Below are 20,133 nucleotides of genomic sequence, written 5' to 3'. Positions count from 1 at the left end.
AGCCAAACCTAGGTTAACCTTATTTTGGATCCGCGTCCGCAGGGTCCGTTCCGTCCGTTTTACGTGATTCCAAGGAGCCCCATATGGCCCTGTCCAGGATGCGCCGCGCCGCTGCCGCGGCCGCCGTCGCCGTTCTGTCCCTTTCCGCATGCTCCACCGGTGCCGCAGGCGAAAATGAGTCCACCGGCAGCGCCGCCGCCGGTGACCAGTTCCCCGTCACCATTGAGCATGCCTTCGGCGAAACAGTTATCGAAGAGGCCCCCGAACGGGTGGCGACAGTTGCCTGGGCCAACGCCGAGACCGCGCTGGCGCTTGGTGTTGTTCCCGTAGGCATGCCCACCATCGAGTTCGGCGGCAACGAGCAGGGCACCACGCCCTGGATCGACGAGGCCCTTGAGGACCTGGACGCCCCCATCGGCTCGGAGAACGCCCCGGCACAGTACTCCGAAGCGGACGGGATTGCGTTCGACGACGTCGCTGCCACCAACCCGGACGTCATCCTGGCCTCTTATTCCGGACTGTCCCAGGAGGACTACGACAAGCTGAGCAAGATCGCTCCCGTCGTGGCCTACCCGGACGCCCCCTGGGGCACCTCCTGGCAGGACACCGCCACCATGACCGGCAAGGCGCTGGGCCTGGAGGATGAGGCGCAGCAGCTGGTGGCGGACACTGAAAAGGCCATCACCGAGAAAGCCGCCGAATACCCGCAGCTCGAAGGCAAGACCTTCATCTACGGCAACCTGGCACCGGGGGCGGAGAACTCCGTCTACACCGCGCTGGACAACCGCCCCAAGTTCATGGAATCCCTGGGCCTGACCCAGGCACCCGTGGTGGCCGAGAACACCAAGGGCGACGAGTTCTACATCCCCTGGTCCGATGAAAACCTCAACCAGCTGGATTCGGACATCTTCATCAGCTGGGTGGCCAGCGAGGACGTTGCCGACACCATCGCCGCCGACCCGCTGCTGAGCCAGATCCCCGCCGTGAAGAACGGCGCACTGGTGGCCGACGCAGACCCGACCCGCGTGTTCTCCACGTCCGCCATCAATGTCCTGAGCATCCCGTACGCCCTGGACAACGTAGTGCCGATGATCGCGGACGCCGCCACCGCCGCGGACAACGCACAGTAACCGCACTTCCGCCCGCAACGAACATCCGATTGGACAGCACCCCACCGGGGTTTGGGATCATCGAAAGCATGGAAGACCTGCTTGACCTTGCAGTTAGCCTCAAACCGCTCTTCGCCGTCCTCGTGGCAGTGGGCATTGCCCTGATCATCGCCTGGATCGCACGCGAGGGCGCCAACCGGGCGTTCCGCAAGGTGCCCAGCATCCGGGAGATCTCCGTCAAGGCCCGGAACCCGCTGCGGCTGGTGCTGGGACTGATCGGCATCAGGATTGCCCTGGGCGCAACAGCGCCCGGGGCGTCCTGGCTGCCGGTCCTGGACTACCTGCTGGTGCTGGGGCTGATCGGCGCGCTGGCCTGGTTCGGCGTCGTGACGCTGCTGATCATCGAGGCGATGATCCTCACGAAGTACAGCACCGACACCCGGGACAACCGCAGGCTGAGACGCCTGAAAACCCAGGTGAACCTGGGCCGGCGGATCGGCATCGCCGTGCTGATCACCATCGCCGTGGCCTTTGTGCTGCTGACCATTGACGAGGTCCGCGCGCTGGGCGCCGGTATCCTTGCCTCCGCCGGTTTGCTCTCCATTGTGGCCGGCCTTGCCGTGCAGGGAACCCTGAGCAATGTCTTTGCCGGGCTGCAGTTGGCCTTCACCGACGCGATCCGCGCCGACGACGTCGTAGTGGTGGAAGGCGAGTGGGGCACCATCGAGGAAATCACCATGACGTACGTGGTGGTGCATATCTGGGATGACCGGCGCCTGATCCTGCCCTCCACCTACTTCACCACCACCCCGTTCCAGAACTGGACCCGCCGGCAATCCGCAATCCTGGGCACAGTGGAACTGGACCTGGACTGGCGGGTACCGGTGGGAGACCTGCGCACCAAGCTGAAGGAGACCCTGGCCGGCACCGAACTGTGGGACAAGCGCACCAGCGTGCTGCAGGTCACCGAGGCCGTGAACGGCGTCGTGCGGGTCCGCATCCTGGTCAGCGCCGTGGACAGCGGCACCCTGTTCGACCTGCGCTGCTTGATCCGCGAAACCATGGTGACCTACCTGCAGGAATGGCACCCGGACGCCCTCCCGCGCCAGCGCTGGGAAGAGGTGCGCAAGACCGGCACGGATGTCCACAGCGGACCGCGGACCGCGCCGTTGGTGCGCAGCTCCGACACCAGCGATTCCCAACTGTTCACCGGCAGCATCGACGCCGTCGAACGCCGGCAGAGCTTCTCCGGTCCGGGTGAGGACGTCATGGCCGAACGCGAGGAGAACGCGGACACGCCGCGCTGATTTCCCCTGCCCGGCCGCCGTGCGTCCGGCACTGTTGACAGGAGGCCGCCCGCCGGGCGGCAATAAGAGCCCCGGCTGTTGCGCCGGACCGGCGAAGGGATCAACGATGGCGGACGCCTTTGTGCTTCACGAAATCCAGGGATCGAGTGTGTGGGCGAATGACGGCGAGCGGCTGGGCCTGGTGGGGGAAGTCCACCTGGACCGCGACACCGGGCAGCCCGCGTGGATCACCGTTAACCTGGGCCTGTTCGAGTCGGCTGAACACTACGTGCCGCTCGCTGCCGCGCGGCGCGACGGGCAGGACATTTTTGTGAACTACTCCAAGGAAAAGGTTTCCAAGTCACCCGGCGCCAATCCGGAAAACCCGTTGAGCCCGGCCGAAGAAAGTGTCCTGATGGAGTACTACGGCCTGGGCCGGAACACTTGAACCCGGCCGGCCTGTTTGTGGTGCCCCTTTGTTACTAAGGACACTTACAAATACGATGGGGATCTGACATCGATCCACCCAGGAGGCCGTAGTGGCGCAGGACACCAACAGCAAAGCCGAGACAGCACCAAGTCCCGACGATGCAAGCAAACCGGACAAACCGACCGAGGTCTCCAAGCCCAGCTGGAAATACATCCTCAAGAAGACGGTGCGGGAGTTCTCCAAGGACCAGTGCACCGACCTGGCTGCGGCACTGACCTACTACACGGTCCTGGCGATCTTCCCGGCACTGCTGGCCATGGTTTCCATCCTCGGTCTGGTGGGGCAGGGGGAAAGCACCACCAATGCACTGCTGGACTTCGTCAAGCAGTTCGCGCCGTCAGACGCTGCATCGGTCCTTGAAGATCCCATTAAGCAGCTGACCACCTCCAGCACCGCCGGACTCGCGCTGATTGTCGGTATTCTCGGCGCCCTGTGGTCCGCCTCCGGCTTCGTGAAGGCGTTTGGCCGTTCCATGAACCGCATCTACGAAGTGGATGAAGGCCGGCCCGCCTGGAAGCTGCTTCCCACCCAGCTGCTCGTGACCCTGATCCTGGTCCTGATGGCGGCGGCACTGCTGCTGATGCTGGTGATCTCCGGCCCGATCGCCGAAGCCATCGGCAACGTCATCGGCCTGGGCAGTGAAGCGGTGACCGTCTGGAACCTCGCCAAGTGGCCGGTCATGCTGATCTTCGCAGTTCTGATTATCGCGGTCCTTTACTACGCCACCCCGAACGTGAAGCAGCCCAAGTTCCGCTGGATGAGCATGGGCTCGCTGATTGCCCTGGTGATCCTGGCGATTGTGACCGCGGGCTTCAGCTTCTACGTCTCGAACTTCGGCAACTACAACGCCACCTACGGTGCCATTGGCGGCGTGATAGTGCTGCTGCTGTGGATCTGGCTGGCCAACGTGTCCCTGCTCTTCGGTGCCGAGTTCGACGCCGAGGTGGAACGCGGCCGCGAACTCCAGGCCGGTATCCAGGCCGAGGAATCCGTGCAGCTTCCCCCGCGCGACACCCGCCAGACGGAGAAGCGCCAGGAACAGGAAGAGGAAGACATCGCCGAGGGCCGCAAGCTGCGCCAGCAGCACGCCGGCAAGGACTACGACGACGACCTGCACGAGGACTGACCTGCCCGGCTAGCCCTGGCACGCCCGACCTAAAAAACCGCCCCCGGACCAACTGGTCCGGGGGCGGTTTTGTTTTAGGGGCCCGGCTGGACGTTCAAAGTGCAGCAGGTGCCGGGTGGGCTAGTGCCCGGTGTCCTTGGCGCCGCCGTGGTTCCGGGTGCTCAGGTTCTTGCCCTTGGAGAACCGGCGGGCGAAGTACAGCACCAGGCCAACGGCCATCAGGGCAGCTGCCCGCAGCCACGTGTCACCGCTCTGCTGGGTGAGCAGCAGGACGCAGGAGGCAATGGCAAGGTAGGGCAGCACGATGGGGGTGCGGAAGTGCTTTTCCTCCACCTTGTCCTTGCGCAGCACGATCACCGCCACGTTGGTGCTGATAAAAACGAAGAGCAGCAGCAGGACCACGGTTTCGGCCAGCGCGGCCACCCCGCCGGTCAGGGTCAGGAGCATGGCCACCGCGGTGGTGGCGACAATGGCCACCCACGGAGTCTTGCGGTTGGGCAGCACCTTGCTGAAGACCTCGGGCAGCAGCGATTGCTCGGACATGCCGTAAACCAGCCGCGAGGACATGATCATGGTCAGCAGGGCGCCGTTGGCCACAGCTACCAGGGCAATCGCGCTGAAGATCCAGTCCGGGATGCCGAAGCCGGTGGCGCTGACAACGTCCAGCAGCGGCCCCGTGGAACCGGAGAGGTCCTTGGTGGGCAGGGCGATGGACGCCGCGATGCCGATCAGCACGTAAATGAGCCCGGCGGTAAGCATGGCGCCGAAAATGGCCCGGGGATAGACCCGTCGGACATCGCGGACCTCTTCGGCGATGTTGGCTGAAACCTCAAACCCTACAAACGAGTAGTACGCCAGGATGGAGCCCGCCAGGACAGCCAGCGCTGGATTCGTATCCGCAGGGAACTGCGTGATCTGCTCGGGGTGTCCCTCGCCCTTGCCCACCATCAGGGAGACGAGCACAATCACCAGGACCAGGCCGGAGACCTCGATAACCGTCATCACCACATTGCTGCGGACGGACTCGGAGATGCCGCGGGCATTCAGCAGCGCCACGAGCAGCAGGAACACAATTGCGGCCGGCACCGTGGGGACGTCCAGGAAGGACTTCAGGTAGTCGCCGGCGAATGCCTGGGACAGGCCGGCGGCACTGGTCACTCCGGCAGCCAGCATGGCAAAGCCGACCAGGAACGAGATGGCAGGCACCTTGAAGGCACGTTGGGCGAACACTGCCGCACCGCCGGCTTTGGGGTATTTGGTGACCAATTCCGCGTAAGAGGCTGCGGTCAGCATCGCGAGCACGAGGGCAACCACGAGCGGAACCCAGATGGCGCCTCCGACTTGCACGGAAACATCGCCCACCAATGCGTAGATTCCTGCCCCGAGCACGTCGCCGAGGATGAACAGATAGAGCATGGGGCCGGTGATGCCCTGCTTGAGTTTGGATGCAGGTTTTTCCTGCGTGGTTTCTCCCATAAATGGAAAGTTTAGACAAGATACTAAGAATGCTGATGATTTCCCGCGGATCCTGTAGAAATATTGTCTATGAGCACTCCCACACCCTCTTCTTCCACGTATGACGCAGTGATCGTGGGCGGCGGAATCGCCGGCCTGACGGCGGCCCTGGTCCTGGGCCGGGCACGGCGCCGGGTAGCGGTGATCGACGCCGGCAGCCCCCGCAACGCCCCGGCCGGGCACGTCCACGGCTTCCCGACCCGGGACGGCGTGCCGCCGGCAGAACTGTTGGAGCTGGCCCGGGCCGAGGTGCGCGGGTACGGCGTGGAACTGGTGGAAGCAACCGTGGCACGGGTGGCCGCCGACGGCAGCGTGCGGACCACCGACGGCCGGGACTTCCGCGGACGGCAGGTGGTGCTGGCCACCGGACTGCGCGACGTCCTGCCGCAGATTAACGGGCTGCGGGAACGCTGGGGCCGGGACGTGCTGCAGTGCCCCTACTGCCACGGCTACGAAAACGCGGACAAGGTGCTGGCCGTGCTGGGTACCGCGCAAACCTCCATCCAGCAGGCGCAGCTCGTGCGCACCTTCTCCGACGACGTGACGCTGGTCCTGCAGGCCGGCCTCGAAGTGGGCGAGGAGGACGCCCGCGGGCTTGCCGCCATGGGCATCCGGGTAATCGACGGCGAGGTGGCCGGCCTGGAAATCGAAAACGACGCCCTGACCGGCCTGGAACTGGCGGACGGGCACACTCTGCGGTGCGAGGCGCTGTTCCTGGAACCGGAGGCCGAACTGGACGCGGACCTCACAGCGGACCTGGACCTGGACGACGACGGCTGCATTGTCACCGACGAGCTCGGCCGTACCAGCCGGGAACGGATCTGGGCGGTGGGAAACGCCACGGATCCCTCCGCGCAGGTGGTGGCCGCCGCCGGAGATGCCTACCGGCTGGCCGTGGTGGTCAACGCCAAGCTCCTCGAAGAGGACCTTGGCCTGGCTGTAGGCGGCGACGGCGACGGCCCGCGCCCGGTGGGTCCGGTTGAGGCAGCCGCCGTGCGCGAAGCCCTCTAGCCGTACCCGCTAGCTCCGGGCCCGGCTGCGCGGGGCGAGCAGCGGGGAGCCGGCCACGCCGTCGCCGGCGCTCATCCCGTCCAGCACAAACTGCAGGGCTTCCAGGGAGGTGCGGCGCGGCCGCCAGCCGAGCACTTCGCGCGCCCGGGTGGTGTCCATGACCGGGGCCCCGGCGGCCATGTCCACCCAGCCCGGATCGGTGGCCTGCAGGTGCGCGGCCCAAGTGAGGCCGACGAAGGCGCGGACCAGTTTCACCGGCACGTTCAAGACCCGTTTGGCACCCAGCATGCCGGCGAGCAGCTCCGGGGTGATGATCGGATCCGCTGCAATGTTGAAGGCTCCCTCGGCCCGCTGGTCCACTACGCGCCAGTAGGCGTCCGCAATGTCGTCGGCGTGCACGGCCTGGAAAATGAAGGAATCCGGCAGCGGGATCAGCGGCAGGGACAGCTTGTTCAGGAAGAACTTGGGGATCAACCGGCCAATGAAATAGTGCCCTATTTCGCTGCCCGCGTCGGAGGAGAAGATGAGTCCGGGCCGCAGCCGGGCCACCGGAATTTCCGGGTACTCCAGTTCAAACCGGTCCAGCAGGGCCTCCTGCTCGCCCTTGTGCCGGCTGTAGTGGGAGCTGGCAATGCCCCGGGCGGGCCAGGATTCATCCGTGAGCCGGTCCTTGGGGGCGGGACTGTACGCTCCAACGGAGGAAGCGCAGACAAACTGCCGCACGCCTGCCGCCGCAGCCGCAGCCAGGGCGTTTTCCGTGCCCTGGACGTTGACCCGGTGCAGCTCCGCCTCATCCCGGTTGGGCTGGATCAGCCAGGCCAGGTGGATCACGGCTTCGGCGCCGCGCAGCGCTTCGGTCAGTTCCGGCACGTTGGCCGTGTCGCCGACGTCGATGCTGTGCCACTCGACGCCGTCGTACGGAGGCTGGGTGGTGTCCGGGATCCGGCGGGCAATTCCCGCCACTTCCAGCTCTCCGAGTTCCTGGCGGGCCTCCGCCAGCCGGCGCAGAACTGCGGTCCCCATGTTTCCGGTGGCCCCGATTACGGCTACTCGCATGGTCAAAGTCCTTCCGTCGCACTGCCGGCTGCATTGCACTCGACTCTACCGCCGCACCGGATTTCCGGCAGCGGGGCGGCCCTTCGGAAGCCGTTCGCAGCTCAGGGTGCAGGGGCTAGTGTGAGCGTATGACTTCGCACAGCACCAAGGGCTCCTACGTGACCGGTGGAACCGAGTACACCCGGGACACCAACTACATTGAAACCCGGATCACCCGCGACGGGCGGGACGGCTACCCGGTAGAGGCCGGACGGTACCGGCTGATCGCGGCCCGGGCCTGCCCGTGGGCCAACCGGACCATCATTGTCCGGCGCCTGCTGGGACTCGAAGACGCCATTTCCCTGGGCCTGCCCGGCCCCACCCACGACGCCCGCAGCTGGACCTTCGACCTGGATCCGGACGGCAGGGACCCGGTGCTCGGCATCGAACGGCTGCAGGAGGCCTTCTTCAAGCGCGTCCCCGACTATCAGCGCGGCATCACCGTTCCCGCCGTCGTGGACGTCCCTACGGGTGCGGTGGTGACCAACAACTTCCCGCAGATCACCCTGGACTTCTCCACCGAGTGGAAGGACTTCCACCGCGAAGGGGCCCCGGACCTGCTGCCGGCCGAGCACATGGCGGAAATGGAGGCCGTGAACAAGCGGATCTTCACCGAGGTCAACAACGGTGTGTACCGCTGCGGGTTCGCCGGTTCGCAGGAAGCCTACGACGCCGCGTATGACCGCCTGTGGGCGGCGATGGACTGGCTGGAGGACCGGCTTTCGAAGCAGCGTTACCTGGTGGGGGACACCATTACCGAGGCCGATGTCCGGCTGTTCACCACGCTGGTGCGTTTTGACCCGGTCTACCACGGGCACTTCAAGTGCAACCGGAACAAGCTCACCGAAATGCCGGCGCTGTGGCGTTACGCCCGGGACCTGTTCCAGACCCCCGGCTTCGGTGACACGGTGGACTTTGAGCAGATCAAGGCGCACTACTACGTGGTCCACGAGGACATCAATCCCACCGGGATCATCCCCAAGGGACCGGACCTGTCCAACTGGCTTTCCGAGCACGGACGCGAGGAGCTGGGCGGGCGCCCGTTCGGCAACGGAACACCGCCCGGACCGGTACGCGACTCTGAGCGGGTGGCCCCCGGGCACGGGGCCGGGAACTAGGCCGCCGGGCGCTTCCTAATACGCAACACAAACGTTTCTTAAAGCACCTGAGCATAGGCTAGCCTTACTTAAGAAATTGCTGCTGCTTAGGGGAGGTGCCTACGTGAGCGTTGCCGCACGCCCTGCCGGCGTTCCTTCCCGCGCACCCTCCGCCACGGCCCGGGACAACGGGTCCCCGGGCACACTGGTCCCGGGCGGCGGTACCCCGCACGGCAGGCGCGGACCCGGCACCCGCACGGCCCTGCTGCTGCTCACCATTGCGGTTTTGGTCCTGGCCTGCACCGCCTCAGTGGCCATCGGCGCCCGGCCTGTCCCGCTGGCCACGGTCTGGGACGCGCTCACCAACTTCGATCCGTCCAACGGAGACCACGCCGTGGTCTCCTCCCGCATTCCCCGCACCGTCCTGGGCCTGGTTACCGGCGCGGCCCTGGGCCTGGCCGGCGCAGCCATGCAGGGCGTGGCCCGCAACCCGCTGGCGGACCCGGGCATCCTGGGCGTCAACGCCGGCGCCGCGTTCGCGGTGGTGCTGGGCATCTACATCTTCGGCATCACCAACCTGACCGGCTACATCTGGTTCGCCCTTGCCGGTGCGGCGCTGGCCGCCGTCGTGGTCTACGTAGTGGCGAGCATGGGCCGTGACGGCGCCACCCCGGTGAAGCTGGCCCTGGCCGGCGCCGCCCTGAGCGCCGGGCTCATGTCCGCGCTCAGTGCCGTGCTGGTCTCCAGCCAGCAGACCCTGGACACGTTCCGGTTCTGGCGGGTGGGCAGTGTATCCGGCAGGGACTGGGACACCATCCTGTCCGTGCTGCCGTTCCTGGCCATCGGCGCCCTGATCACCCTGTTTGCCGGCCGGGCGCTCAACGGGCTGAGCCTGGGGGACGACGTCGCCCGCGGCCTCGGCCAGCGCGTGGGACTCAGCCGCGGCATCACCGCGCTGGGGGTGGTGCTGCTGTGCGGTGCCGCCACTGCCGCCGCCGGTCCCATCGCCTTCATCGGCCTGGTGATTCCGCACATGGTGCGCAGTTTCACCGGCCCGGACTACCGCTGGATCCTGCCCTTCTCCATGCTGCTGGCCCCGGCACTGCTGGTCGTGGCCGACGTTGTGGGACGGGTGCTGCTCCCGCCGGGCGAAATCCCGGTGGGCATCACCACCGCGGTGCTCGGTGCACCTGTGTTCATCTGGCTGGTCCGCCGCCGGAAGCTGGCCGAACTGTGAGCGCCGCCGTCGACACCCGCCCGGCGGCTCCCGCCGCAGCAGCCGGAGCCGTCCGCGCGGCCCGGAAACAGTCCCGCCGCCGCCGGGTCCTGGTGCCCTCGCTGCTGGCCGCCGCCGTGCTGGTCCTCTTCGCGGTGTACGTGCTGCTGGGTACCTACACCTTCACCATTCCGGACTTCTTCCGCATCCTGTCCGGCGAGCAGATCCCCGGCGCCAGTTACATCCTGATGGAGAGCAAACTGCCGCGCGCGGTGATCGGCACCATGATCGGAGTGGCTTTCGGTCTTGCCGGAACGGTGTTCCAAACACTGCTGCGCAACCCGTTGGCCAGCCCGGACGTGATCGGCATCAGCTACGGCGCCAGCGCCAGCGCCGTGGCTGCCATTGTGCTCTTCGGCGCCGCCGGAACCACTGTGTCCGTTGTGGCCCTGGTCGGCGCGCTGGTGGTGGCGCTGGCCATCTACCTGCTGGCCCGCCGCGGTTCAGTGGCCGGCTACCGGCTGGTCCTGGTGGGCATCGGCTTCGCCGCCGTGATGCAGGCCCTGGTCAGCTACCTGCTCACCCGCACCGACATCCGGACGGCCTCCGAGGCGCTGGTGTGGCTGAACGGGTCCCTGAACAACAGCAGCTGGGACCGCGCCGCCGTGCTGGCGGTGTCCCTGCTGGTGCTGCTGCCCGCCGCGGCCGTGCTGGCGCGGAGCATGCGCGGCTTGGAACTGGGCGACGACGCCGCCGCCGGGCTGGGCATCCGGGTGGAAACCGCGCGGCTGGCCCTGATCATTACGGCGGTGGCCCTGGCCGCCGTCGCCACCGCCGCCGCCGGTCCGGTGGCCTTTATCGCGTTCCTTTCCGGGCCCATTGCCCGCCGCCTGATGCACGGGGAAACCACGCTGCTCACGGCCGGGCTGGTGGGCGCCTGCATTGTCCTCGCCGCCGATTTTGCCGGCGCCAACCTCATCCCGGGCGTCGCCATGCCCGTAGGGGTCGTCACCGGCGCGCTGGGCGCACCTTTCCTTCTGTGGCTGCTGGTCACGTCAAACCGCGTAGGCCAAGGAGGCTGACATGGAGAACCTTCTTTCCGCAGAGAAACTGGAGCTCGCGTACGACGAGCGCAAGGTGGTGGATTCCCTTTCGCTGACCCTGCCCGCGGGCAAGATCACCATCATCGTGGGCGCGAACGCCTGCGGGAAGTCCACACTGCTGCGCGGGCTGGCCCGGCTGCTCAAGCCGACCGGCGGCACGGTCTACCTCAACGGCAAGGACATCCACTCGGTGCCCAGCCGCCAGGTGGCCCGGACCCTGGGCCTGCTTCCGCAGACCCCCACGGCACCGGAGGGCATTACCGTGGCGGATCTGGTGGGCCGCGGCCGCTACCCGCACCAGGGCTGGTTCCGGCAGTGGAGCGCCGACGACGACGCCGCCGTCGCCGCCGCGCTGGCCGCCACGGACACCGTTGACCTGGCGGCACGGAACGTGGACGAACTTTCCGGCGGACAGCGCCAGCGGGTCTGGATTGCCATGGCCCTGGCGCAGGAAACGGACATCCTGCTGCTGGACGAGCCCACCACCTTCCTGGACGTCACCCACCAGATTGAAGTGCTGGACCTGATTACCGACCTGAACCGGCGCGCCGGCACCACGGTGGCCATTGTGCTGCATGACCTGAACCTGGCCGCCCGCTACGCGGACCACCTGGTGGCCATGAAGGACGGCCGGATTGCCGCCGAGGGAGTCCCGGCAGATGTGGTGACCGAGGACCTGGTCAGCACCGTCTTCGGCCTGTCCTCCCGCGTGATTCCGGACCCGGTGTCCGGCACGCCCATGGTGGTTCCCCTGGGCCGCCACCACAGTGCGGCACCGGAGCCGGAGGCGGAGCCGGAACCGGAACCGGAACCGTCGCAGGGGTATATGCCCAACCCGGCGGACCGCCGCCCCACCGAACGCCTGGAGGCAGCATCATGACCCATGGTTCCACCAACGGGGCCACGGCTGCCTCGGCTGTGCCGGCTGACGCGGCTGTGCCGGCTGACGCGGCTGTGCCTGCCGGTACCGCACCCGTCCGGCCGCGCCGGGCACGCACTGCCGGGGCGGTAATGTCCTTCGACGTCGAGGTGAAGCGGATTGTCCGGCTGGGGGCCAACTTCCAGCGCATCACCTTCGCAGGGGCCTGCCTGTCCGACTTCGGCATCTCCGGTGAAACCCATGACCTGCGGATCAAGGTGATTGTGCCCTGCGTGGACGCCGAAGGCACCTCGCTGCCGCTGCCGGACCTGTCTGAGCTCTCGGCCGGCTGGTACCAGGACTGGCTGAAGCTGAACCCGGCCACCCGCGGCTGCATGCGTACCTACACCGTCCGCGGTGCCCGCTGCACCGGCCCGGAGCCGGAGATCGACGTGGACTTCGTGCTGCATTTCGATGAAGACGGCAATGGCGGGCCGGCCTCCAGCTGGGCCGCTGCCGCGCAGCCCGGCGACCGGGTATGCATCATCGGCCCCAACGCGGCCCAGTGCGTGACCGCCGAAGCCTACGGCGGCATTGAATGGCGCCCGGGGATGGCCCGGCATGTGCTGCTGGCCGGCGATGAAACTGCCGTCCCGGCCATCACCGCCATCCTGGAATCCCTGCCCGAAGATGTCACCGGCCACGCCCTGATGGAAATCCCCTCCACCGCCGACCGCCAGCCGGTCCGCACCGCTTCCGGGGTGCAGATGATCTGGCTGGCCCGGGGTAACCGGCCCCACGGTGAACTGCTCGACGCCGCGGTGCGGCAGACCGTGGCACTGCCGGGCTGGGCCTCGGTGGAAACCGCTGACGGCGTGCCGTTCCGCCAGCGGCCGGCGCTGTCGGAACCGGAGGAAATCAACGTGGACGAGGCAATCCTGTGGGAGACCCCGCAGCGCCTGGACCCGGCCGCCGTGCAGGCCACCCCCAATCCACACGCCCCTTCCGGTGCCCTGCCCTTCTATGCCTGGATTGCCGGCGAGGCGGCCGTGGTCCGCGGACTGCGCCGCTACCTGGTCCGCGACGTCGGCATTGACCGCAAGCAGGTGGCCTTTATGGGCTACTGGCGCAAGGGACGCGCCGAGTCCTAGCCCTGCCGGCGGACCCGCCGGCCCGCTCCACCCCGTTTTTGGCTTTACCGGCCCGCCGTTCGGCGGGCCGGACTTCTGAGAGGACAAACCATGAAACGTGCCCCCAAGGCCGCCCTGCTGGCGGTTCCCGCGCTCCTGCTCGGTTTGAGCGGCTGCGGTGCCGAGGCTTCGGACTCGAGCCCGGTCGAAGAATCCGGTACGGCGTCCGCGCAGTTCCCGGTGACGGTGGAATCCGCGCTGGGTGAGGCCGTCATCGAAAAGAAGCCCGAACGCGTGGTGACCATCGGCTGGGGATCCGCAGACACCGCCGTCGCGCTGGGCACCACGCCCGTAGGCGTGGAAGAAGTCACCTGGGGCAATGACGGGCACGGCAACTACCCGTGGGTCACCGAAGCCATCGAGGAACGGGGCGACGACCTCCCCGCCACCTTCACCGGCGGCACCGACATCGACATTGATGCGATCGTGGCGCTGGAACCGGACCTGATCCTGGCCCCGAACTCGGGCATCACGCAGGAGGACTTCGACATCCTCAATGACCTGGCGCCCACGGTTGCCTACCCCGAAAAGGCCTGGAACATCGACTGGGATGACCAGATTTCGGTGATCGGGAAGGCACTGGGCGAGCCGGAGGCCGCAGAGGAAGCGGTAGCCGGTATCAAGACGTCCCTGGCCGACAGCGCCGCGGAGCACCCCGAATTTGCCGGCAAGACCTTCGCCTATGTGTGGGGCGGCGGCGCACCCGGTTCCCTGGTGCTGTACAACGAGGGTGACGCGCGGGTGGACATGCTCACCGCTCTGGGCATGACCGTGGCGCCCGAGGTGAAGGACATTCCCTCGAGCGAAGGCAGCTTCACCTCCGAGCTGGGACTGGAAAACGCCGAGAAGCTCAACAACGTGGACGTGCTGTTCACCTGGTACAACGATGAAGCCGAGCAGCAGCGCACCGAGGAACAGCGGCTGTTCGCCTCGATTCCCGCCGTGGAACGCGACTCCGTGGTCCGCAACCTGGACCGCCAGGTAGGCATGGGCTCCAGCTTCCTCACCCCGCTGAGCGTCCCGTGGGTCCTGGATCGGTTCGAACCGATGATCGAAGAAGCAGTTGCCAAGGTCGGCTGATTCGCTTCCGCCTGGGGTCCGGGCGGAAGCCGCGGACCCCGCAGCGGCCGGTGCATCAGCACCGGCCGCTCCCGGCGCTCCGGCGGGGCCCGCACCGGCCCGGCGGGCGTCCGTTGGCGCGGGCCGCGGGGCGGTGCTGCTTAGTGCGGGTGCAGCCCTCCTGGTCCTGGCCGTGGTGACCAGCCTGGCCGTGGGAGCACATCAGCTGAGTCCCGGCGAGGTGGCTGCCTCCCTGTGGACCGAGCTCACCGGCACCGGCAGCACCTACGCGGATGACGTGGTGGCCAGCCGGATCCCGCGCACCGTCCTGGGCATCATGGCCGGTGCAGCACTGGCCGTGGCCGGGGTGATCATGCAGGGCCTGACACGCAATCCGCTGGCGGACCCGGGCATCCTGGGCGTTAACGCCGGTGCCGCCGCGGCCATGGTCACCGGCATGGCGTTCTTCGGGGCCGGCGCGGCCGGCGCCAATGTATGGCTGGCCCTGCCCGGCGCGCTGCTTACCGTCGTCGTGGTGTACGGCCTGTCCTCGGGCCGGCGGGGTTCGACCCCGGTGCGCCTGGTGCTGGCCGGCACGGTGATGTCGGCGGTGCTGATGTCCTACATCCAGGCCGTTGCCCTGACGCGTCCGGACGTTTTCACCATGTACCGGTTCTGGGCCGTCGGGTCCCTCAGCGGCCGCACCCTGGAGCAGGCCCAAGACGTCCTGCCGTTCTTCCTCGTGGGACTGGCCGCGGCCCTGGCAACCGGCCGGTCACTGAACGCGCTGGCGCTGGGGGAGGAAGCGGCGGCGTCGCTGGGCCTGCACCCCCAGGCTGCCAAGATTACCGGCGCCCTGGCCGCCACACTGCTGTGCGCCTCCGCAACCGCCGCCGTCGGCCCCATCGGGTTTGTCGGCCTGGCCGTGCCGCACATAGTGCGCAGCTTCGCAGGCCCGGACCACCGCTGGCTGCTGGTCCTCAGCGCCCTCACCGGCCCGGCACTGCTGCTGTTCGCCGATGTCCTCGGCCGCCTGGCGGCGCAGCCCGGGGAACTGCTCACCGGCGTCGTGACCGCCCTGCTCGGTGCACCGCTGCTGATCCTGGCCGTGCGCCGGATGCGGGCCGTCGCATGAGCGCCCGGACGCGGGTCGCACCCGCTGCGGCCCGTGGGTCCAGTGCGGTGCCACCCAGCGGCGCGCGTACCCTCCGGCTGGGCTCAAAGCTGAGTATCCGGTACCGCCGGCGCAGCCTGCTCCTATCCGTTCTCCTGGCCGTGGCCGTGCTGCTGGTTGGTGCGTTCACTTTGACCGCCGGGAAGCTGGGACTGTCCTGGACCGAGCTGCTGGCCCTGGCCGTGTCACCGCCGGAAGGCAGTGGCGCCTTTGTCCTGGAACGTTTGCGCGGGCCCCGATTCCTGACCGCTGTGGGCGCCGGGATGGCGCTGGGTGTCGCAGGTTCCCTCTTCCAGACTGTCACCCGCAATCCCCTGGGCAGTCCTGAGGTGGTTGGCCTGACCAGCGGCGCTGCCGCCGGCGCCGCAGCCACCGCCCTGTGGCCCGGCTACGTGCCCGTCCCCGTGGCGGCGATCCTGGGCGGCGGACTGGCCGTGGCCCTGGTCTGGCTGGGCACCGGACGGGGCTTTGCCCGGCCCGGGAAAATGATTGTGGCCGGCATCGGCATTTCCGCCGTCGCCTCCGCGCTGACTTCGCTGGCGATGACGACCCTGGGCGAGCAGCAGGCCCAGACGCTGGCGTTCTACCTCAACGGATCCCTGGCATCCCGGTCCTGGTCCCACGTTGCCATCATTGGGATTGCCGTGGCCGTGGTGCTGCCCGCGGCGGCAGCCCTGCAGCGTCGGCTGAACCTGGTGGCCCTGGGCGATGAGCTGGCCGAATCCCTCGGCGTCCGGGTGGATCGGACCCGGACGGTGGCCGTGCTGCTGGCCGTGGTACTCGCCGCTACCGCCGTCAGCGTCTGCGGGCCGGTGGCCTTTGTGGCCCTGGTGGCCCCGCAGATTGCCCTGCGGCTGCTGGGGACCTCCTCGCCCGGAGTCGTTGCCCCCGCCCTGGTGGGTGCCCTGGTGCTGACGCTGTCCGATTTCACCGTGCAGCAGATCGACGTCGGCCCGGCCCTGCCCGTGGGGATTTTCACCGCGGGCCTGGGCAGCCTCTACTTGGGCTGGCTTTTGTGGACCGAAGCCCGGAAAGGCTTGTTCTGAGGAGAATCCTCCTCATCCAGGCCCCAATCCTCCTCATCCGCCAGGGGCTCCGGGTACTCCGCCGGCAGCGCCAGCTCGGAATACCCTGCCGGCAGCGGCTTCAGTTCCAGCGGTGCATGCGGCCAGGGCAGCGGATCCGCCTTTGCGTTGTCGCGCACGTAGGCGTCCCACTTGGAAAGTTCACCCAGCAGGAGCCTGACCTGCCGGCTGGCTTCGCCCCAGTTCAAGGTGCCCTTGGGGTGTTCCGCGGCAACCCGCACCAGCGTTCCACCGTCGGGGCCGGGCGCGGACACCACGAACAAAGGTTCGCTCGCCAGCACCGTGCGGTTCCGGGCCAGCGTAAAGACGCCTCCGGGTACCTCCTGGATACCGCGGTAATACAATCCAACCGCGCCAAAAACGGTGTCCAGCAGTTCGGCGCACTGTGCAGGGGAGCGGTTGACCAGTACCTGGCGGTCAGCCCTCCGGCCCTGCAGCCGGATGCCGGCGGCCCGTGCGGCGCGCCGGTTGTTCAGCACATAACCACAGGTCCACAGCGTCAGGACCACGATCACCGCAACCACGGCCGGACCGAACCGGGGAGCGTTGCAGTAGGACAGGACGAGCCAGGCTGCAGCAAAGGTGCCGGCGCTGATGAAGAACAGGTGATGCGGCCGCATGAGTATCCCCCGGGATGGTTCGGCCCGCCGTCTACGGCAGGCACTTCAGCTAGTGATGCTAATCCATCTACAACCGGTCCGTGACGGCGGACACAGGAGCAGGGGCGCCGGTCACGCAGGAATTTGGGATTGCCCACATATTGTCGAATGGGCTCACCGCCCTTCCTAGAATCGAAATATGGCCGGTGTCGAAGGCACACCAGGCCCGATGCATAGACAGGGACCCGGACAAGGGTCCGGTGCATGAAGAGTCCTTGACCAATACTCACGCTGAGGTGATTGTTGACCGAGCACTTTTTTGAACCCGCACAGGCATATGAAACCGTCTCCGGCCGGATCCTGCTCCGCACCATGCATAACGTCCGGGACCGGGCCCGCGACCTGGTGGAACGGCGCCCCCGGGGAGCGCACGCGGCCACCCCCAAGCCCCGCGACCTGCGTACCCAGGCGAAGGACTGGATCCACGAGCACGACACCCCGGCGAACCGGACCGGAGCGCTGGGGGTTGCCGCCGCCGTCGTTATTGCCGGCCTGGTAGGCGGGGCGGCAGGTTCCGCCGAACCGGAGCTGCAGCTGGAACGGCAGGCAGTGGTTGCGTCGCTGAGCGCTGAAGCCGCGGCTGCGACACCGGCGGCCCCTGAGTCCGGAGGAGGTCCGGCCGCCCCGGCGGCGCAGGCCGGGCCCGCAGGCGGGGGCACGGAAGCAGTTTCCGTGCCCGTCCCGCAGGGACCGGTGGCTCCGCTGGACGACGCCCCCGTCACGTCCCCGTTCGGCTACCGCGAGAATCCGCTGGCGCCGGGCGCCCTGGAGTTCCACACCGGCACCGACTTCGGTGCAGGCACCGGCACTCCGGTGAAGGCTTCTGCCGCCGGCACCGTGGTGGAAGCGGGCTGGCACACCACCGGCGGCGGCGGGCTGCGGATCGTCATTGACCACGGAGACGGCCTGCAGACCACCTACAACCACCTCAACAGCATTGACGTTGAAGTGGGCCAGACCGTCGAAGCGGGGCAGGTCATTGCCGGCGTGGGCAGCACCGGCAACTCCACCGGCCCGCACCTCCACTTCGAGGTGCTGCGCCACGGAGCCTACGAAGACCCGATGGGCTGGCTGTAGCCGGGGCGGGCTACGGCACCGGGTTGCTCAGGACTGCCGGATCCTTCTTGCCGTACGGCATCCGGATGCGCAGGGCATTCGACTCCGTTTCGAACAGGATGTGCGTGGCGCTGCCGAGGTGGTCCCCGTCCATCTCGAAGTCCAAGGGGGACTCGGCCCACACCTCGGCGCGCTTGCACTGGTAGTACTCCACGGCGGTGCTGCTGCCCTTGCCGCGGCGCAGCAGCCCCGTCACTACACCGAACCAGCCCAGCTTGCCCTTCGGAGCCAGGGTCAGGATGTCCAGCAGGCCGTCATCAAGGCGGGCGCCGGGGAAAATTTCCAGTCCGCCGGTGATCTTGCCGCAGTTGCCGCCCATCACGCTGCGCAGCCGGCGCTGGATCGGCTTGCCGCCGTCAATCGAGATGGTGGTCTTCACCGGTTTGCCGGGCAGGTTGCGGATGCCGGCATCCACGTAGGCCAGCCAGCCGATCTTGTCCTTGAGGGCGTCCTTGGTGTCCGCCATCATGCCGGCGTCGTAGCCCAGTCCGGCCATCACCAGGAACGTGTCGCTGTCCACGTTCTCGTCAACGGTCACGTGCACGACGTCGATGCGCCGCTCGGTGCCGTTCAGGGCGGCGCGGACCGCCTGCTCGGGATCGTCGACGCCGATGTCGAGGTTCCGTGCCAGCAGGTTGCCGGTGCCCAGCGGCAGCAGTCCCATGGGGAAGGTGGTGCCGGCCAGTTCGGCAGCCACGCAGCGGACGGTGCCGTCGCCGCCGGCGGCGATGACCAGGTCCACGCCGGCCTCCATCGCCTTGCGGGTCATGGAATGCCCCGGGTCCTCCGCCTCGGTGTCGAAGAACAGCGGTTCCTCCCAGCCTTCGTCCGCGCAGATCTCGGCCACGCGGACGCGCACGTCGAAGTCCGTTTTCTTGATGGGGTTCACAATGACAGCGGCGCGCTGGCGCTTCTGTGGTTCCTGGCTGGTCATGGTGTCCTTATCGTAAGCATGCGAACTGTTCCGCTCCGAGTCTAGCCCGGGGGTGTGGTGAAAGGGTCCGGGTCCGAGCTTGTAACCTGTGGTGGTGAACTTTACGCAACGATATGTGGCCCTGGGGGATTCGTTTACGGAAGGTGTGGGGGATGAGGATGAAACCCGCCCCAACGGTGTGCGGGGCTGGGCGGACCGGGTTGCCGAACAGCTGGTGCTTGCCGACAGCTCCTGGGGGTACGCGAACCTGGCAATCCGGGGCAAAAAGCTGCACCAGGTCCTGAACGAGCAGGTGGATGCGGCTATTGCCATGTCTCCCACCTTGGTCACCATCTACGCCGGCGGCAATGACATCCTGCGCCCGAAGGTGGACATTGACGCCATCGTGGCTGCCTACGAAGGAGGCATCGCGAAGCTGCGCTCCAGCGGCGCAGCGGTGATGGTCTTCACTGGGTTTGACTCGGGCAGCGCACCGGTCATCGGCCGGACCCGGGGGCGCACAGCCGTGTACAACGAGCTGGTGCGGGAAATCGTGGAGAAGAACGAGGCCGTGCTGGTGGACTACTGGCGGATGCGGGAGCTCCAGGACGAACGCTACTGGGCGGTGGACCGGATCCACATGTCTCCCGCCGGTCATATGCTCACCGCCAAGAAGGTCCTGGAAGTGCTGCGCGGAACCGACGCAATCGACGTGCCGGAACTGGAGAACCTGCCCTCCCGCAACCGGGTGGAACAGCTGCGCCGGGACGCCCAGTGGGCTCGGGTTTACCTTGGCCCCTGGGTGAGCCGCAGACTGCGCGGCGTCTCCTCCGGAGACAACCTCACTGCCCGTTATCCAGAGCTGACACACCCACCGCTGCCTGCCTGAACCGGCGGTTATGGGCCAAATCACATAACTGAAGATAAGTCCCCTGTTTATTGGGCTGAATCGCCTTCCCTGCCGCGTAAAACCGGCGGAATTCGCCCCTTCGATTCGGTGTGGCCAGGAGATTTTCCTAAACTTGTAGGT

Annotated in this window: 19 protein-coding genes; 15 read left to right on the top strand and 4 right to left on the bottom strand. The window is 67.4% G+C overall.

Annotation, left to right across the window (positions count from 1 at the left end):
* The first annotated feature begins 83 nt into the window (after window positions 1–83).
* From QNO06_RS14840 to QNO06_RS14825, 4 genes are all read left to right on the top strand, one after another.
* Window positions 84–1,130, top strand: a complete 1,047-nt coding sequence (locus QNO06_RS14840) for an iron-siderophore ABC transporter substrate-binding protein (protein ID WP_227911808.1) — start codon at window positions 84–86, stop codon at window positions 1,128–1,130.
* A gap of 68 nt (window positions 1,131–1,198) precedes the next feature.
* The gene (locus tag QNO06_RS14835; protein ID WP_227911807.1) at window positions 1,199–2,416 is read left to right on the top strand and encodes a mechanosensitive ion channel family protein; all 1,218 of its coding nucleotides are present in this window, start codon (window positions 1,199–1,201) and stop codon (window positions 2,414–2,416) included.
* A 106-nt stretch (window positions 2,417–2,522) separates the two neighbouring features.
* Window positions 2,523–2,843 carry a PRC-barrel domain-containing protein gene (locus QNO06_RS14830; protein WP_227911806.1) on the top strand — a complete coding sequence of 107 codons (321 nt, stop codon included), beginning with the start codon at window positions 2,523–2,525 and terminating at the stop codon, window positions 2,841–2,843.
* Window positions 2,844–2,934: 91 nt separating this feature from the next.
* Window positions 2,935–4,011 (top strand): YihY/virulence factor BrkB family protein, encoded by a 1,077-nt coding sequence (locus QNO06_RS14825; protein ID WP_227911805.1) that lies wholly within the window; start codon window positions 2,935–2,937, stop codon window positions 4,009–4,011.
* A gap of 120 nt (window positions 4,012–4,131) precedes the next feature.
* Here QNO06_RS14825 and QNO06_RS14820 read toward each other — a convergent pair whose 3' ends face one another.
* Window positions 4,132–5,487: an APC family permease gene (locus tag QNO06_RS14820; protein ID WP_227911804.1), complete on the bottom strand. Its 1,356-nt coding sequence runs from the start codon at window positions 5,485–5,487 to the stop codon at window positions 4,132–4,134.
* Window positions 5,488–5,556: 69 nt separating this feature from the next.
* Between QNO06_RS14820 and QNO06_RS14815 the strand changes: the two genes are divergently transcribed.
* A complete protein-coding gene (locus tag QNO06_RS14815; protein ID WP_227911803.1) occupies window positions 5,557–6,537 on the top strand; it encodes an NAD(P)/FAD-dependent oxidoreductase in 981 nt (326 codons plus the stop codon).
* Between the two features lie 9 nt (window positions 6,538–6,546).
* Here the strand turns inward: QNO06_RS14815 and QNO06_RS14810 are convergent, their stop codons facing one another.
* Window positions 6,547–7,593 (bottom strand): NAD-dependent epimerase/dehydratase family protein, encoded by a 1,047-nt coding sequence (locus tag QNO06_RS14810; protein WP_227911802.1) that lies wholly within the window; start codon window positions 7,591–7,593, stop codon window positions 6,547–6,549.
* Window positions 7,594–7,721: 128 nt separating this feature from the next.
* On the opposite strand from QNO06_RS14810, the gene QNO06_RS14805 reads away from it, so the two are divergent.
* From QNO06_RS14805 to QNO06_RS14770, 8 genes are all read left to right on the top strand, one after another.
* Window positions 7,722–8,750 (top strand): glutathione S-transferase family protein, encoded by a 1,029-nt coding sequence (locus QNO06_RS14805; protein ID WP_227911801.1) that lies wholly within the window; start codon window positions 7,722–7,724, stop codon window positions 8,748–8,750.
* A 103-nt stretch (window positions 8,751–8,853) separates the two neighbouring features.
* The gene (locus QNO06_RS14800) at window positions 8,854–9,966 is read left to right on the top strand and encodes a FecCD family ABC transporter permease (protein ID WP_442860144.1); all 1,113 of its coding nucleotides are present in this window, start codon (window positions 8,854–8,856) and stop codon (window positions 9,964–9,966) included.
* 89 nt (window positions 9,967–10,055) lie between these two features.
* Window positions 10,056–11,027, top strand: a complete 972-nt coding sequence (locus QNO06_RS14795; RefSeq protein ID WP_227912403.1) for a FecCD family ABC transporter permease — start codon at window positions 10,056–10,058, stop codon at window positions 11,025–11,027.
* Between the two features lies 1 nt (window position 11,028).
* The gene (locus QNO06_RS14790; RefSeq protein WP_227911800.1) at window positions 11,029–11,928 is read left to right on the top strand and encodes an ABC transporter ATP-binding protein; all 900 of its coding nucleotides are present in this window, start codon (window positions 11,029–11,031) and stop codon (window positions 11,926–11,928) included.
* Window positions 11,929–12,059: 131 nt separating this feature from the next.
* Entirely contained in the window at window positions 12,060–13,058 is a 999-nt protein-coding gene (locus QNO06_RS14785; protein WP_227912402.1) for a siderophore-interacting protein, read from the top strand.
* A gap of 90 nt (window positions 13,059–13,148) precedes the next feature.
* The gene (locus tag QNO06_RS14780; RefSeq protein WP_227911799.1) at window positions 13,149–14,177 is read left to right on the top strand and encodes an iron-siderophore ABC transporter substrate-binding protein; all 1,029 of its coding nucleotides are present in this window, start codon (window positions 13,149–13,151) and stop codon (window positions 14,175–14,177) included.
* A complete protein-coding gene (locus QNO06_RS14775; protein WP_227911798.1) occupies window positions 14,161–15,291 on the top strand; it encodes a FecCD family ABC transporter permease in 1,131 nt (376 codons plus the stop codon). Before QNO06_RS14780 ends, QNO06_RS14775 begins: the two co-directional genes overlap by 17 nt.
* Window positions 15,288–16,376 carry a FecCD family ABC transporter permease gene (locus tag QNO06_RS14770; RefSeq protein ID WP_284162469.1) on the top strand — a complete coding sequence of 363 codons (1,089 nt, stop codon included), beginning with the start codon at window positions 15,288–15,290 and terminating at the stop codon, window positions 16,374–16,376. Before QNO06_RS14775 ends, QNO06_RS14770 begins: the two co-directional genes overlap by 4 nt.
* Here QNO06_RS14770 and QNO06_RS14765 read toward each other — a convergent pair.
* Window positions 16,328–17,035, bottom strand: a complete 708-nt coding sequence (locus tag QNO06_RS14765; RefSeq protein ID WP_227911796.1) for a hypothetical protein — start codon at window positions 17,033–17,035, stop codon at window positions 16,328–16,330. The genes QNO06_RS14770 and QNO06_RS14765 overlap by 49 nt on opposite strands.
* A gap of 282 nt (window positions 17,036–17,317) precedes the next feature.
* Between QNO06_RS14765 and QNO06_RS14760 the strand changes: the two genes are divergently transcribed.
* Entirely contained in the window at window positions 17,318–18,151 is an 834-nt protein-coding gene (locus QNO06_RS14760) for a M23 family metallopeptidase (RefSeq protein WP_227911795.1), read from the top strand.
* 10 nt (window positions 18,152–18,161) lie between these two features.
* On the opposite strand, the gene QNO06_RS14755 is transcribed toward QNO06_RS14760, so the two are convergent.
* The gene (locus QNO06_RS14755; protein WP_227911794.1) at window positions 18,162–19,124 is read right to left on the bottom strand and encodes a diacylglycerol/lipid kinase family protein; all 963 of its coding nucleotides are present in this window, start codon (window positions 19,122–19,124) and stop codon (window positions 18,162–18,164) included.
* 94 nt (window positions 19,125–19,218) lie between these two features.
* Between QNO06_RS14755 and QNO06_RS14750 the strand changes: the two genes are divergently transcribed.
* Complete coding sequence (locus QNO06_RS14750; RefSeq protein ID WP_227911793.1) at window positions 19,219–19,992, top strand: SGNH/GDSL hydrolase family protein; 774 nt, start codon at window positions 19,219–19,221, stop codon at window positions 19,990–19,992.
* Window positions 19,993–20,133: the final 141 nt, after the last annotated feature.

The organism is Arthrobacter sp. zg-Y20 (genome assembly GCF_030142075.1).
GTDB lineage: Bacteria > Actinomycetota > Actinomycetes > Actinomycetales > Micrococcaceae > Arthrobacter_B.
The sequence above is the reverse complement of the archived record's forward strand: the minus strand, read 5'-3'. Positions and strand labels throughout refer to the sequence as shown.

Excerpts from the sequence above, each read along its gene's own strand:
- QNO06_RS14820 (WP_227911804.1), bottom strand. The coding sequence starts at position 5,487 with ATGGGAGAAACCACGCAGGAAAAACCTGCATCCAAACTCAAGCAGGGC.
- QNO06_RS14770 (WP_284162469.1), top strand. The coding sequence starts at position 15,288 with ATGAGCGCCCGGACGCGGGTCGCACCCGCTGCGGCCCGTGGGTCCAGT.
- QNO06_RS14765 (WP_227911796.1), bottom strand. The coding sequence starts at position 17,035 with ATGCGGCCGCATCACCTGTTCTTCATCAGCGCCGGCACCTTTGCTGCA.
- QNO06_RS14780 (WP_227911799.1), top strand. The coding sequence starts at position 13,149 with ATGAAACGTGCCCCCAAGGCCGCCCTGCTGGCGGTTCCCGCGCTCCTG.
- QNO06_RS14785 (WP_227912402.1), top strand. The coding sequence starts at position 12,060 with ATGTCCTTCGACGTCGAGGTGAAGCGGATTGTCCGGCTGGGGGCCAAC.
- QNO06_RS14835 (WP_227911807.1), top strand. The coding sequence starts at position 1,199 with ATGGAAGACCTGCTTGACCTTGCAGTTAGCCTCAAACCGCTCTTCGCC.
- QNO06_RS14805 (WP_227911801.1), top strand. The coding sequence starts at position 7,722 with ATGACTTCGCACAGCACCAAGGGCTCCTACGTGACCGGTGGAACCGAG.
- QNO06_RS14815 (WP_227911803.1), top strand. The coding sequence starts at position 5,557 with ATGAGCACTCCCACACCCTCTTCTTCCACGTATGACGCAGTGATCGTG.
- QNO06_RS14830 (WP_227911806.1), top strand. The coding sequence starts at position 2,523 with ATGGCGGACGCCTTTGTGCTTCACGAAATCCAGGGATCGAGTGTGTGG.
- QNO06_RS14810 (WP_227911802.1), bottom strand. The coding sequence starts at position 7,593 with ATGCGAGTAGCCGTAATCGGGGCCACCGGAAACATGGGGACCGCAGTT.
- QNO06_RS14790 (WP_227911800.1), top strand. The coding sequence starts at position 11,029 with ATGGAGAACCTTCTTTCCGCAGAGAAACTGGAGCTCGCGTACGACGAG.
- QNO06_RS14840 (WP_227911808.1), top strand. The coding sequence starts at position 84 with ATGGCCCTGTCCAGGATGCGCCGCGCCGCTGCCGCGGCCGCCGTCGCC.
- QNO06_RS14755 (WP_227911794.1), bottom strand. The coding sequence starts at position 19,124 with ATGACCAGCCAGGAACCACAGAAGCGCCAGCGCGCCGCTGTCATTGTG.